Origin of the sequence: Paraburkholderia sp. EG286A, from assembly GCF_040965375.1 — a bacterium.
Lineage (GTDB): Bacteria > Pseudomonadota > Gammaproteobacteria > Burkholderiales > Burkholderiaceae > Paraburkholderia.
On sequence record NZ_JBFRCB010000001.1, the window covers coordinates 473,818 to 486,408 of the forward strand.

The window sequence follows — 12,591 nt, forward strand, 5'->3', positions numbered from 1 at the left end:
AGAAGGTGAAATCTACGTATGGGACTGACAATCGATGCACGACAGAAGCACTGAAGCAATTTGGTGATTATGCTCGTGGCGTCGCGTAATCGACACATCGGTCAGTGATGGGGAACTTCAGAAACTCCACAGCGGAGGCAACGGACGCTTGCGATGGGTGGCTGCATGGGGTCCAGGCATTCTGGTGATGCTCACGGATTGTGATGCTGGCAACGTGGTGACAGCGGCACAGAGCGGAGCGGTCTGGGGAGCAGGGGCAGCAAGCACTATGTCTCGCTGGACTCTGTCATCAAGACAATGATGCAAACGGGCGCTGACATGAAAACCAGGTACAAGGAGACCGCAAGAGGCGGTCTCGCCGTGAATATCATCGAGTGCTAGATTGACGGGGCGCCAAGTGCCCGGCAAAGGGTAGTCAACTCGTTGATAGTCAGGTGCGCGTTCTTCCCGGCGGCAGTTGCTGGAGGCAGCACTGCCGTTGCGCCGCGAACGAGCCAAGCCGCCTGAAGTCCCGCATTCAAGGCCCCTTCGACATCGAGTTGATAGTCGTCACCGACGTGCAGCATTTCTGCTGGTGCTGTCCCGGCAGCGCGCGCTGCAAGGTGGAATATCGCGGCATCTGGCTTCGCAACACCTACTGCCGCAGCACTCAAGGTCGCGCGGAAAAATTCGCTGCCGCCAGTCAGTCGAAGGTCGGCATTGCCGTTGCTCACTGCCACAAGAGGAAACCTCGCACTGAGCCACTGTAACGCGGGCATCACGTCTTCAAAGAACGTCACCTTCTGGCGTGCGGCAAAGAATACGTCGTAGGCTAGTTCGCTTAGCTGCAGGTCTTCATTTGCCAGTTCTAACGCGAGGCTGATGGAGCCGATACGCAGCGCTCGGAAATCGCCGACTAGCTCAGGGTGCGAGCGCTCATAGTCATTTCGCAGTTCGGAAAGAGCAATACTCGTGGGAAGCACACTCGCGGTTCTGGGTGCATGCTCGAGGAGCCACAAATGCAGCGTTTCCTCGGCGTGCTTGAGCGTATCTGCGAACGACCACAACGTGTCATCGAGATCGAGCGAAATGGCAGATATTTTGCCTAGGCGCATAGTGGCTCAAGCAGCGGTTGCGCGATGCGCAAGTAATCGGACGAGGCGAGCACTATCGACGTGTCCAGTCGTCCAGCATTGAACGCGATTTCATCGAAGCTGGTTACGAGTCCGGGGTCGACGACCAGCTTAATGTTCGGAGAGAACGAAAAGGGGGGAATCGCTCCGATGACGCATCCAGTCTCGCGCTCGGCTTCGTCTGCAGAAGCGAGCGTGGCTTTCTTGACCTGAACGGCGTTGGCGACTTTCTTGAAGTCGAGCTTCTGGTTACCAGGAAGGATGGCGAGTATCAGACTCCGAGCATCGTCTTTGGTCTTGCACAGCATCGCCTTTGCCCCTTGCCCGGGAGCCGTCCCGCGGATGGCGGCGACGAGGTCAGAGCGTCCTTCAGCCGGATGCTGAATAATTCGATATTTGGCGCCTTCCTTATCGAGGAGGGCGAGTAGCTTCTCGTACATAGTCGGCATGGTCCGACTATTCTCGCAGATTTCATAGCCAGCGCGGACGGAGGTGTGTCTCCACACCTCCTATAAACCGACGTGGCTGGCGCGTCGCTCGACGCACTCCATGCAGATTGAGCCTCTCGTGTGGCAAAGACGCGGTAGAGGTGCAGGGCGATGTCCTAGTCGCAGCCTGAGTCGATTCCGAACTGCCCAGCGAACACGGGAGCTCAGGTGCCAGCGGCGTATTTGGCCAGACGCGTGCCAGCAAAAGGGTCGTCGCTCCAGTCCACTACAGGCTTGTTGGTTGGTCTTGGCTTAGCACGTTCGCTAATTTCAAAACGCTGTAGTGATTGCCCCGCCGCCGTCGCTTGAACAACCCACTGGGGCGGGGCTCCTTTGCCGTCCCAAGCATGGCCAGCAGCGTCCCGATAGCGCGTTGCGCGCAGTCGTTCTTGGTCCGCGGCGATAGAAGCGGCAATGTCGTCAGGCTTGATTCCGAGTTCAGCCATCCTGCGCCGAAGATATCTGCAGCTTAGCAAGTCCTTAACAGAACGGCTAAAGGCTCGCATGTTTTGGAGTCTGATTACGACGCGCTCAGGGAGTCGCCCGAGACATGAACGCGCTCACCGACCTGGACCGGTGGCTGCGTTGAATAGTTGAAGTTCCGGTAGCTACCGTCCTGCATTCTCACCTGCACCTGGTAACTTGTCGCCTTGCGAACAGCATGCTCAATGCCATTGCCTGCAAGGCCACCGCCGACGGCGCCGGCAATCGTTGCCAAAACGCGACCGCGACCTCCGCCGACCTGATTTCCCAACAACCCGCCGGCGACTGCCCCGCCTACGGCCCCGAGACCCGTCGTCGGCTCGGGTTCCTGGACCGTATTGATGGCGACGACTTCGCCGGCGGTCGGGTCAATGGCGACTGGTCTCGGAGCCGGCTGTGCCGACGATTGATATGTGTCGTTGTTCGCATACCTTGGGGACTGCTCAATTGACACACTATGGTGATGATGGACGCGCGGCTGGGCAGGCGTTTCCTCCCGCGTCACGCGCTGGTCCGCGTTCGATTGCAGTGAAGCGACCGGTGCGCTCGCGATTTCTGCAGCGACCGGAATAGCTTGCGTCGGAGGAGCAGTCACAGCTCGGGATGTCGGAAGCACGCCGGTCATCGCAGCGATACCTGTAGCGCTGGCCAAGATGACCGCCACGGCTGCGCCAGCAACCAAAGGGTGAATGCGACTACGCTGCTGCGAACTGGAAGTCAGATTGGTGCTCATGTCGCGCTCCGTTGAGATGTGTCAGCAAGAACGCCGCAATCGACACAGCGGTGCACCAGGCTAGTGTGAGATTTGTAAGCAGTTGTAGTGCTCTACGGAAGGTTCGAGGGAAAGCGTCTTCGAGGGTGGACCGTTAAAGAGTCAAGGACAGCCTTGGGTCAGGCTGAGTTTTTAAGGTCGCGCGAATGCATTTCCAACGGCGCCCGTCGAGTGTGCGCTTCCGAACAGTTTCCCGCTATTCAGGCGTTTCAAATACTCGAAGCCGACAAGAGGCACGAAAATCCGCCTCTGCATTATTGCGGTGCCTCTCGGACTGAGGACTGCGTTGGCCCCTCAAGCACACCTGTACGGTCTACAACGACGGAGGAGGTTTCATGACTTCAATGAAATCGGAAAACGGAGGCGTCTGGCCTATGTTTTTCCTCGTCTGGATGAAAGAGATTGCTGACTCCTTTTGCTACGCGCCTAAGCACCTTCAGCAATCTATAAATCCCTGGACGTTCAACGGGCTCGTAATCAATGAGAAAAATTCCAGGAATCCGGCCGCCGAGCGGGCGATTGTGAGTGAAGTCAGCTACGGGCAGCAATTGGGCCGCGTCGAAGACGTTGTTGAAGCAATCATCAAGGGGGCACCCCGAAGCGACAAAGCGTTCGGTGCATTACGGAGATGCGGCAGAAAATCGCAGACGTCAAGAGAGACAGCCGGAAAGAACGATTCGAGGCCGTTTTGGCGGACCTCAAGCAGATGAAGCTGGACGATAACCACGGGTTCAAGGCCTGCATGGAGAGCATCGAAGCGTTAGGGCGCGAGGAGTAGAAGACGCAGACTATGCCACGCGGATTGGCCTGGCTGACAAAATTTTCGATATCTTTTGCAAGCTTTTAGCCCAGAACCGTTGGACTGGTGCGGAGTTGAAGCGGGGGCTGTTTGAACGCTTCCTCGTGCTCTCGCTTTACACCAAGCACCAAGGCTTTCACGACGAGCGGGAATGGCGCTTTGCTTACATGAAGCACTGGGACACCGCGGGCCTGCTGGCCAGGATGTTTGACTATCACTTCGGGTCGAGAGTACTCGCCTCGCACTGCGCTAGGTTCATTGCGGTCAGAGAGTAGTCCAGTCGTTCGACTTACGCCGAACGACTGGCGCTAACACAGCGATGCAAGTCACCCAAAGCCGTGGGAGGCAAAGGACCCGCGCTGTAAGCAGGGGCCCCTGAACAGGAAGCCCTTCGTCAAACAAGTACCGTCCTGTGGCTAGTCATTCCCCCCATAGCCGAGTGTCGCCGGGTCCGAGTTCTTGAAGATTAAATAGTAGGGAGCTTGCAGTGGGGTGCCTGCCGGCGAAGCGATGTCACAAGCCTTTGTCTTGACGTTGCAGCGGCGCAGTTGCCCCCCCGTCGTGGGGTCTCCGCCCGAAATCGGGATGTATAGCCTGTCTCCAGGACCGAAGAGGATTGCCTGCGCGTAGGCCCGCGGCGCAGGCGGTGTCGACAGCACGAGTTCGTCGAGAAGGGCGCCAGTCTTGCCATTCAGCTTCAGAATCTTGTCGCTATCGCTAGAGCTGCCTTGAAAGCTCGTTATCCATAGGTTGCCGTCCTTGTCAAAGACCAACCCCTCGGGGCGATGCAGGTCAGGAACGGTTTGATTGGACGCGAACACATCGACGAATGCTTTCGTGCTCGCGTTGAATCGCAAGACGTAGCCGGCAAGCAAATCCCGGTTGAGCGCGGTAGGGCACGCAAACACCGAAACGTACAGCAGACCGTCTGGTCCGAACACTAAGCCACGTGGGAAGAACCCGCCAGTAAATTTGGACCGGTCCAGATTGCCAAGAAACGCTCCTGCGTCGTTGTATACCTTGATGTTGCCTTGGCTGGTGCAATCACTGCCAATATCGGCGACATAGAAGGCGTCGTCAGGTCCCCCGCGCACAATGCCGCGTGGCGCGTAAGGGGCATTGGCGTCACTCGACGAGACAAGCTTTCCGATGAACGTCCCTGTTTTGCCATCAAACCTGAAAATCTCGCCGTTGTACGGAGTGTTCACGTTCTGGTTGACGACCACAAGCTCGCCGTTCGTATAAATCATACCCATAGGGCCGGACAGCCCTGCAGCTCCCGACGGCACAAAGACACCACGGTATGCGCCGCTCGAACCATTGAACTCCTGGACCGTATTCGCACTGGGAGCGGTATCGCCGATGAAAAGTTGCTGCGCACGCGAAGGCGGGCTCGCCGATAGCGCGCCTATCCCGAGCAATGTGGGAATTAAGATAGAGCGGAAGAGGTGGCGATGGATTGTCGACGGTTTGCGAAAAAGCAGGCCCAGACGCAGGACTAAAGAAGGACGTGTTTTCATGTGCCACTCCATTTATAGAGGACTGCGTAAAATGATGAACGATGCTACGTATGCGATTGCCGGGGGTGCGGCGCCGCGCGAGCGGAAAGACCGGGTAACGAACCGACGCGACACCGATTTGGTGACGGACGATCGTCTCTATAAGCGTAGAAATCAGTGCGTTTTCTATTTTTAAGATAGTTCTCGGACTCTAGGGTGATGAACTTTCGCGCGAAGGAGACGTGATTGTTGTGTTGTAACGTCAATCAATTTCGAGCATCGGCGAGAGGGGTTCGTGATTGCCCCAGAGAAGGGGCAGCCGATATCGCGTGCCCCACGCAGACTATATTGCCTTGAACTGCGATTCGCCTCCATCAAATGATGGAGAGCCGCAATGAATGCGCATTCAAAGGTGCCAGTTTCATAGAGAAGCAAGGGTGAGCACCGTCGAACCGCGAAAGTTCTTCCGATCGATTCGACGTTGTTGTGCGTAGTAGAGTGAGGAACTATCGACCGTGTGAAGGATTGATGTCTTGAGCAAGTAAACCTGCAATAGCGTTTCCGCATACGAGAGCCCCGCTACGCACCATGCATGTGCACGCTAGGACCCGACTGTAATCAGGAGCGTTGTGTCCTTGATGACGTCCACTGGGTCTGGCCCGAACACACCCGCCGGGATATGGAATTTTCCCCCGTAGTGAATCTTATGGGAGCCGGGAGGCAGCGGCTCGAGCATCAAGAAATACCCGTCGCCCACGGCGGTGCCGGTTCCGCCTGTACCCGTTGGGTAGAAAACCCATGGTGTGGGAGCGGTAAAGGTGAACTGGTTGGTTGTCGTCCGATAGGCAGTCACGTTTGCGACGGAGACGTCGTCGATACTAACGAACAAGTCCTGGATATAGTTAGCGAACTGCTGAGCAACCGCTAGCTGGAGTTCCGGTGTGGTTTGATGAAACGGTGTGGTCGGGTCGTCCAGAGAGGATGCCTCTATATCCAGCGTGGAAAGAAAGATAGAGGTCCCGGGCGGAATCATCGTCGCTGTTTGATTGCAAATCTCATTTGGTTGGTCTGGGGCGGACCAATACCAGACGTTACCGCTTTGCCCAGCCGAGATGGGGCGGTTGGTACAGTCGTTGAAAGGATGAGGCAGCGGACTCAGGGGCAGGGCTAGCGCCCACTGCCAGAACGAGACCTCCCACTGACTATACGTCCTGCCACGGTACGCCGCATTGTGCGGAATCACGTGCGAATTGCCAGAGCCCGCTGGCAGTGCAGAACTATGGGCCACTGCCGCATCAGTCGCAGCCCCACTATCGCCTCCCCCACAACCGGCAAATGCCGTTGCCAGCACCGTTACGATTGCCGATGCCTGGAATATTCGCTTGATGAGTACAACCAGGTTGTTCATGACGACCTCCGAAGAGCTGAAGCGTGTTCCTGTGGGGGGAGCGGTTCGAGCCGCGGTGGGCAGCGACCCGAATGCCACGCACCCATGGCGCAACAGGTTGGCCGGAGAAATTGCAAAGCTGCGCATCGGGAGATTGAAGAGCGGCAGCGGGCTTCGTATGTAGCTCTATTCGACGTCCCAGCTTTGGATTGACCTCAAAACGGGCGAACACAATCGTCCAGCCTCTATGCGGTGTCGATAGATACAAACGCACGCACAGGGTCGGAAAGCGCGCGCTAGGGCGCTACTGACGGAGTATCGAAAGTATGTGCTGGAAGCAGCTGTCCATAGGTCGCCGATTCGTCTTGATTCACTACACGCGACAACGAACTCACGATGCAGGAGAGGTACCTGTCAACCTTCAATATATGGGTAAAGCCTAGGGCAGCGGTTAGTCAAATTCAATGCGCGGCGCATATATATTTTACGGCGGCATTTGGCTGAAGTTGCTACTGCGTCGCTGAGTCAGAATGTCTGCTGACTGTGTGGAACGTCGCTTCAGTCGGCGTCCGACCAACGAGCAACCGGCGAGAACAGCGAATGCCGCTTAGCTCGCAATCATGGGGTTGCGCCTTTTTGTGAATTTGGGGTGTTTCGTTACGTAGAGGTCGCTACGAGCCCCCCACATCAAACAATCCCCGTCGCATAGTACACGGCGATCACGAAGAAGACGGCCAACGTCTTGATCACCGTCACCGCAAAGATGTCCCGATACGACTCGCGGTGCGTGAGCCCCGTGACCGCGAGCAGCGTGATGACCGCGCCGTTGTGCGGCAGCGTGTCCATGCCGCCGCTGGCCATGGCCACCACGCGGTGCAGCACTTCCATCGGAATATGCGCCGCCTGCGCGCTCTTGATGAACAGATCCGACATGGCCGCGAGCGCGATGCTCATGCCGCCCGAGGCCGACCCCGTGATACCCGCGAGCGCACTCACCGACACGGCGGCGTTCACGAGCGGATTCGGAATGCTCTTGAGCGCATCGCTCACGACGATGAACCCGGGCAGCGCCGCAATCACCCCGCCGAAGCCGTATTCCGAGGCGGTATTCATCGAGGCCAGCAGCGCCCCGGCCACGGCCGCCTTCGTGCCGTTCGCGAAGCGGTCTTTCACGCGGCCGAACGCCGTGACGATCACGAGCACGATGCCCGCGAGCAGCGCGCCCTGAACCGCCCAGATCGCCACGACCTGCTTGACGGTGGCCGTGACCGGCGTATGAATGCCGGGCAACACTTCGGGCGGGACGGTCACGGTGTCGCCGTACCAGACGGGAATCCAGTGCGTGAGCAGGAAGTTCGCCACGCCCACGAGCACGAGCGGCGCGACGGCGAGCAGCGGGTTGGGCAGGTGTTCGGTCTTCACGTGTTCCGGCTCGTTCACGAGCGAGGTGCCGTAGCCTTCGCCTTTCGACATCGCACCGCGGCGGCGCCATTCGAGGTACGAGAGGCCCACCACGATGATGAAAAGCGATCCGATCACGCCAAGCGCGGGCGCGGCCCACGCGGTGGTCTTGAAGAAGGTGGTGGGAATGATGTTCTGGATCTGCGGCGTGCCGGGCAGCGAATCCATCGTGAACGAAAAGGCTCCGAGTGCGATGGCGCCCGGCATGAGGCGCTTCGGAATATCGCTCTGGCGATAGAGCTCGGCTGCGAACGGGTAGACGGCGAACACCACCACGAAGAGCGACACGCCGCCGTAAGTGAGCAGCGCGCACACGGCGACGATCACGGCGTTGGCGCGCGAGCGGCCGATATAGCGGATGGCGGCGTGCACGATCGCCTCGGAAAATCCCGATAGTTCGATCACCTTGCCAAATACCGCGCCGAGCAGGAACACGGGAAAGTAGAGCTTCACGAAGCCCACCATCTTTTCCATGAAGATGCCCGAAAAGACGGGCGCGACGGCGGCGGGTTCGGTGAGGAGGACCGCGGCGAGCGCGGCGATGGGCGCGAAGAGAATCACGCTGTAGCCGCGGTACGCGGCAAGCATGAGGAACGCGAGGGCGGCGAGAACGATAACAAACGACATGGAGTCTCCTGCGGATCGATCGTGGTGCGCGATTCAGCTTGCTGCGTGGGCGAGGGCTTTAGTTGCGTCTCTTCATGCGGCGAGGCGGTGGTGCGTCGCAGCGATTGTAACGAAAGGATTTATCTCGTTATTGCGAGCGTGGCCGCGCGGTCCTATCGTTGCGCAGAAGAGCGAGCCGGAGTGAGCCGGTGAGGTGACAGTCGATGAGTGCAAACGGTAAGGGCGGCCCAGGTGCGCGGCACGCGGGCGTGACGATAGCGCGGCTCGCAACGGCGCTTGTTTGCGCGGGCGTTTTCGCGGGCATTTGGGCGGGCGCGGCGCTCGCGCAAGCGCAGGCCGGCGCCTCCGCGCCCGCCTCAAAGGCAGAGAACGCACCGGACACCCAGCGCAAGAACTGGTACAACGACCCGTTTTTCGCGCTGTCGAACGCGATCAGCGCCTGCCCGCAGCCGCTCGGCCCGCGCATGACGAAAGCCGAAGCCGACGACGACGCCCACTATCGCGTGGAGCGCGGCACGACCTGCTGGCTCGCGCACAAGTGCTCGAAGCCGAACTCGTATCTTTACGACGCGGACATTGCAGCGGCGATTCGCCAGCAACTGCAAGGCGATGCCCTGTTTGTGGGCACGAGCATCTGGATCACGGTGCAGCGCCGTTTCGTTTACGCGGAAGGCTGCGTGGGTCCGGGCTTCGACAGCGCAGCGCTCGAGCGCAGGCTCGCCGCGATTCCCGACGTCGAGCAGGTCTTCGTACGCGTGAGTTCGGACCCACGCGGCGCGCTGCCGTACAAGACGCTTTCGACGGCGCCCTGAGCGCGCACAGCTGGCGCTCGCGGCGATGCATCGCACATGGCTCGCGGCATGGCACAATCGCAACGTCGAAAAACTAGAAGCCCGTTGGGGTGCTCCAAATGACTCGTCCTGGTTCGTCGTTGTTCCGTTTGCGCAGATTGCCGTTCGCGGCGTGCGCGTTGTCCTTGATCGCGGGGCTGTCTGCATGCAGCAGCGGGCCGCCGCTGTTCCTGTCGGACGGCCGACCGACGATCCAGGTGCAATGCCCGGCCTCGGGCGATCGCGATTCCTGCGCGCAGCAGGCGCGTGCCCGTTGCGCCGGCGCAGGCTACGACACCGTCGCGACCTCGACCGACAACGGCAACTACACCCTCGTGTTCGCCTGCCGCAAGGCCCAATAAGCCTGTCGCGCGCCGCTCAGCCTTCGGCGGCGGCGCCCGTGCCGCGCGCCGGCAGATTCAGCAACAGGCGCAGCAGGTCGGGCTGGCGGCGCGTCGCCGTCTTCTGAAAGATCGATTGCAATTGTTTGCGCACGGTGTCGTGCTGCACGCCGACGTGCGCGGCGATTTCCTTTTGCGTGAGACCTTCCGCGAGCAGCAGCGCAATACGGCATTCGGCCGGCGAGAGATCGAAGGCCGTGGCGAGCACCCGCTCGTCGACCAGCGGCGCGGAGCGCGGGTGGTAGAAGGTCAGCGCCGCGAAGGCGCGCAATTCCGGGGCCGAGGCGTCGTCGGCCGTCACCACGTGATAGAACGCGTAGAGCACCTCCTGCTGGCTCGCCGGGGCCTGTGCGCGGCCCCGCCCGCTATGGGTCTGGCCGTGCGGGTCCGTTGCGGCCGCAGCGTCAGGCGCATCCGGCGCGAGCGTGCCGTCGGCGGCGCCGACGATACGCAACGCGCGAAAGCGCGCCGCCGCCGCGCGCGCGCCGCTCATGCGGTTACGCAGGCGCGCCTCGCTCACGGCGATGTCCTCGAGCAGGCGCGCGTGATGGGGCGCCGCGAGCGTGATGCGCCGGCCGCGCACCCGCACGAGCGAGGTCGCCTTCAGGAGCCGCTGTGCGGCCTCGTTGCTATGGAGCACCTCGCCCAGCGCGCTCACGAGCATCGCTGGCGGACGTGAGCGGTTTGCAAGCGTGTCGGCGTTCAAGGCAAAGCGGCGCAGATACAGGCGCACCGCGCGCACGAGGTGCGGCGTGAGCCGCTCGAGCAACTCGCGGTGCTCGCCCGCGAGCGGCCCAGCCTCGGCGTGCGCGCGGCACGCGAGCATGACGGCGAGCCCGTTCTGTTCGATCAGCTTGCACAGCGCCGCGCAGCGATGGCCTTCCTCGAGCGGGCAGAGCTCGAACCCGGCTGCACAGTCGCCGTCCGCGCAGTCGAGCTCGATGCCGCAATGCAGCCACTTGCCCGGCGGGTAAGCGCGCAGCCATGCCAGACGCGTGTCGTCGCGGTACAGCGGCCGAATGCGCTCCAGCGGTTCCGCGCCGGCAAGTGCGAAACCGTCGCTCCAGGAAAATAGATCGCGCTGCCGGTCAAAGGCATACAGATGAATCGACGCCACCCCAATCGCTTCGCGCAATTGCGCGCAAAAATCCTTCCAGGCGCAAGGATTATCGAGTGTGTCGTAAACAAGATGCAGCAGGCGATCGTATTGTGATTCGTTTGTTTTCACGCCATTCTCGTTGTTCGTATTGTGAAAAGCCGTCGGCGGCAAAATGCGCTCCGCATAGCGTTCCACAATTGAGGAATATACAGACGCAATAGCCCCCGTTAATCTGCCTTCCGATATGGATGCGGATACAACCGTCAGCGTGGACGAGCGGCCTTTGAGATTCCGTGCGGTATCCAACGGATAGCCGGGCGCGCTGGCCTTATTCTGGTCTGACAGTACGAACAAAAGCCGTCAATCCGCTGCGGCGTGCATTTTGCACGGTCAGCCGGCGCGATTACCAAACTGACCGATTATCCGCAGCGTGCGGAAAATCGGCGATGCGACGAAAGTGAGTGCGCGCTATTTGTGCGCGCTCGATAAAACTTGTCATTACCGGGGGCAGCGATGAATCATCACCAACTCGAAAAGGACATAGAGCATCTCGAACACATCATCGGGCGGCTCTCGGGGCGCGACCGTATTCCGCTCTCTTATTGGCGCGGCCGGCTCGAGTCGGTTTCCAGCGAGAACCTCGTCCCTTCGCAGGTGCAGCGCGTGAAGCGGCTCAACGAAGCGCTGCGCGCGCTCGAAAGCCGTCTGTCGCACGAATCGCTGCGGCAACGCGAACGGTAACGCCAACGTTTGCGGCAGCGTTGTAAAAAAGCGCGCCTGCATCGTCGCACGGGCTCCAAACCGGTCACAATGGCACTCTCTTGACCGAACTGGAGATGCGTTTTCATGCCGAGCTACAAGCAACTGACCGCCCAGCTGGAGAAGCTTCACAAGGAAGTGGCTGCGGCCCGTGAAAAGGAAATTGACCAGGCGATCGCCGAGATCAAGGAAAAAATCGCGGAGTACGACATCACCGCGGAAGAACTGGGCTTCACGAGCCGACGTGCAGGCCCCGCGCGCAAGAAGGTGCTGCCGGCCCGCTACATGAACCCGAAAACCGGCGAGACCTGGAGCGGCCGTGGCCGGGCACCGGGCTGGCTGGCGGGCAAGAACCGCGAACGCTTCCTCATCAAGGAATAACGGGCCAACTCTCGCCAGGCCGTCACATGGGGTGCGCAGCACCCCATGTGACGGCCGCAGCGCTTCAAGCCTCCCGAAAAAGCTCACCTCACGCCCCGCGCGGCGCGCAGCGGCACGCCGCAACGTGCGGGACCACGACGTTCACGCAGCGGGTGGACGTCTGAGGCGAAAGGAAATTCTCGCGAAAATGAGGGGCGTCCTGCGAGTGCGGCGGGTGCACGAAGGTGTCGACGGTGCGCTCGCATCGAGGTCCTGTAAAAGCTCACCTTTGTCGAAGCGGTGCCGATCCGTACGCCTAACCCGTTCGAACCCCATCAAACCTTTAGTCGGCGGGGCGAATGCCGTGTATCATTCGGTCCCGGCGCCTTTTCGCTTTTTTGCGCGGGCATCCGCGGGACATTCCCGATCGCTCGTGCTATTTGCCGTGCGTCGCGGTCCGCGCACTGCCGCCGCACGCGCCGTAAGCGTTGCCTGAAAACGCGCCCGCAAGCGC

13 protein-coding genes and 1 pseudogene are annotated in these 12,591 nt (G+C 60.4%); 6 read left to right on the plus strand and 8 right to left on the minus strand.

Annotated elements, in window-relative coordinates:
• Nucleotides 1-261: 261 nt before the first annotated feature.
• Nucleotides 262-381 (plus strand): annotated as a pseudogene (locus AB4Y35_RS02190) (L-serine ammonia-lyase, iron-sulfur-dependent, subunit alpha); the annotation flags it as partial.
• Here AB4Y35_RS02190 and AB4Y35_RS02195 read toward each other — a convergent pair.
• The 4 genes from AB4Y35_RS02195 to AB4Y35_RS02210 form a co-directional block, all read right to left on the minus strand.
• Complete coding sequence (locus tag AB4Y35_RS02195) at nucleotides 378-1,094, minus strand: HAD family hydrolase (RefSeq protein ID WP_368703164.1); 717 nt, start codon at nucleotides 1,092-1,094, stop codon at nucleotides 378-380. The pseudogene AB4Y35_RS02190 and the gene AB4Y35_RS02195 sit on opposite strands and share 4 nt — an antisense overlap.
• Entirely contained in the window at nucleotides 1,085-1,552 is a 468-nt protein-coding gene (locus tag AB4Y35_RS02200) for a YbaK/prolyl-tRNA synthetase associated domain-containing protein (protein WP_368703828.1), read from the minus strand. Before AB4Y35_RS02200 ends, AB4Y35_RS02195 begins: the two co-directional genes overlap by 10 nt.
• A 212-nt stretch (nucleotides 1,553-1,764) precedes the next feature.
• Nucleotides 1,765-2,106 (minus strand): H-NS family nucleoid-associated regulatory protein, encoded by a 342-nt coding sequence (locus tag AB4Y35_RS02205; protein WP_368703165.1) that lies wholly within the window; start codon nucleotides 2,104-2,106, stop codon nucleotides 1,765-1,767.
• Between the two features lie 14 nt (nucleotides 2,107-2,120).
• On the minus strand, nucleotides 2,121-2,816 hold the full coding sequence (locus AB4Y35_RS02210) for a glycine zipper 2TM domain-containing protein (RefSeq protein WP_368703166.1): 696 nt from the start codon (nucleotides 2,814-2,816) through the stop codon (nucleotides 2,121-2,123).
• Nucleotides 2,817-3,190: 374 nt separating this feature from the next.
• Here AB4Y35_RS02210 and AB4Y35_RS02215 point away from each other — a divergent pair, with 374 nt between their 5' ends.
• Nucleotides 3,191-3,565 (plus strand): hypothetical protein, encoded by a 375-nt coding sequence (locus AB4Y35_RS02215; protein WP_368703167.1) that lies wholly within the window; start codon nucleotides 3,191-3,193, stop codon nucleotides 3,563-3,565.
• Between the two features lie 505 nt (nucleotides 3,566-4,070).
• Here AB4Y35_RS02215 and AB4Y35_RS02220 read toward each other — a convergent pair.
• The 3 genes from AB4Y35_RS02220 to AB4Y35_RS02230 all read right to left on the minus strand — a co-directional run bounded on the left by AB4Y35_RS02220 (nucleotide 4,071) and on the right by AB4Y35_RS02230 (nucleotide 8,628).
• A complete protein-coding gene (locus tag AB4Y35_RS02220; protein WP_368703168.1) occupies nucleotides 4,071-5,174 on the minus strand; it encodes a hypothetical protein in 1,104 nt (367 codons plus the stop codon).
• A gap of 580 nt (nucleotides 5,175-5,754) precedes the next feature.
• Nucleotides 5,755-6,561 (minus strand): hypothetical protein, encoded by an 807-nt coding sequence (locus AB4Y35_RS02225; RefSeq protein ID WP_368703169.1) that lies wholly within the window; start codon nucleotides 6,559-6,561, stop codon nucleotides 5,755-5,757.
• A 666-nt stretch (nucleotides 6,562-7,227) separates the two neighbouring features.
• Nucleotides 7,228-8,628: a GntP family permease gene (locus AB4Y35_RS02230; protein WP_324159410.1), complete on the minus strand. Its 1,401-nt coding sequence runs from the start codon at nucleotides 8,626-8,628 to the stop codon at nucleotides 7,228-7,230.
• Between the two features lie 203 nt (nucleotides 8,629-8,831).
• On the opposite strand from AB4Y35_RS02230, the gene AB4Y35_RS02235 reads away from it, so the two are divergent.
• Nucleotides 8,832-9,440: a BON domain-containing protein gene (locus tag AB4Y35_RS02235; RefSeq protein WP_368703170.1), complete on the plus strand. Its 609-nt coding sequence runs from the start codon at nucleotides 8,832-8,834 to the stop codon at nucleotides 9,438-9,440.
• Between the two features lie 158 nt (nucleotides 9,441-9,598).
• The gene (locus AB4Y35_RS02240; RefSeq protein WP_342918486.1) at nucleotides 9,599-9,820 is read left to right on the plus strand and encodes a hypothetical protein; all 222 of its coding nucleotides are present in this window, start codon (nucleotides 9,599-9,601) and stop codon (nucleotides 9,818-9,820) included.
• 16 nt (nucleotides 9,821-9,836) lie between these two features.
• Here AB4Y35_RS02240 and AB4Y35_RS02245 read toward each other — a convergent pair whose 3' ends face one another.
• Nucleotides 9,837-11,087, minus strand: a complete 1,251-nt coding sequence (locus tag AB4Y35_RS02245; RefSeq protein ID WP_368703171.1) for a helix-turn-helix transcriptional regulator — start codon at nucleotides 11,085-11,087, stop codon at nucleotides 9,837-9,839.
• 384 nt (nucleotides 11,088-11,471) lie between these two features.
• Between AB4Y35_RS02245 and AB4Y35_RS02250 the strand changes: the two genes are divergently transcribed.
• The gene (locus AB4Y35_RS02250) at nucleotides 11,472-11,699 is read left to right on the plus strand and encodes a hypothetical protein (protein ID WP_254319783.1); all 228 of its coding nucleotides are present in this window, start codon (nucleotides 11,472-11,474) and stop codon (nucleotides 11,697-11,699) included.
• A gap of 105 nt (nucleotides 11,700-11,804) precedes the next feature.
• A complete protein-coding gene (locus AB4Y35_RS02255; protein ID WP_368703172.1) occupies nucleotides 11,805-12,098 on the plus strand; it encodes an H-NS family nucleoid-associated regulatory protein in 294 nt (97 codons plus the stop codon).
• Nucleotides 12,099-12,591 lie beyond the last annotated feature (493 nt).

Bases quoted from the DNA above. Each gene is read 5' to 3' on its own strand.
- AB4Y35_RS02195 (WP_368703164.1), bottom strand. From the start codon at position 1,094: ATGCGCCTAGGCAAAATATCTGCCATTTCGCTCGATCTCGATGACACG.
- AB4Y35_RS02200 (WP_368703828.1), bottom strand. From the start codon at position 1,552: ATGTACGAGAAGCTACTCGCCCTCCTCGATAAGGAAGGCGCCAAATAT.
- AB4Y35_RS02205 (WP_368703165.1), bottom strand. From the start codon at position 2,106: ATGCGAGCCTTTAGCCGTTCTGTTAAGGACTTGCTAAGCTGCAGATAT.
- AB4Y35_RS02210 (WP_368703166.1), bottom strand. From the start codon at position 2,816: ATGAGCACCAATCTGACTTCCAGTTCGCAGCAGCGTAGTCGCATTCAC.
- AB4Y35_RS02215 (WP_368703167.1), top strand. From the start codon at position 3,191: ATGACTTCAATGAAATCGGAAAACGGAGGCGTCTGGCCTATGTTTTTC.
- AB4Y35_RS02220 (WP_368703168.1), bottom strand. From the start codon at position 5,174: ATGAAAACACGTCCTTCTTTAGTCCTGCGTCTGGGCCTGCTTTTTCGC.
- AB4Y35_RS02225 (WP_368703169.1), bottom strand. From the start codon at position 6,561: ATGAACAACCTGGTTGTACTCATCAAGCGAATATTCCAGGCATCGGCA.
- AB4Y35_RS02230 (WP_324159410.1), bottom strand. From the start codon at position 8,628: ATGTCGTTTGTTATCGTTCTCGCCGCCCTCGCGTTCCTCATGCTTGCC.
- AB4Y35_RS02235 (WP_368703170.1), top strand. From the start codon at position 8,832: ATGAGTGCAAACGGTAAGGGCGGCCCAGGTGCGCGGCACGCGGGCGTG.
- AB4Y35_RS02250 (WP_254319783.1), top strand. From the start codon at position 11,472: ATGAATCATCACCAACTCGAAAAGGACATAGAGCATCTCGAACACATC.
- AB4Y35_RS02255 (WP_368703172.1), top strand. From the start codon at position 11,805: ATGCCGAGCTACAAGCAACTGACCGCCCAGCTGGAGAAGCTTCACAAG.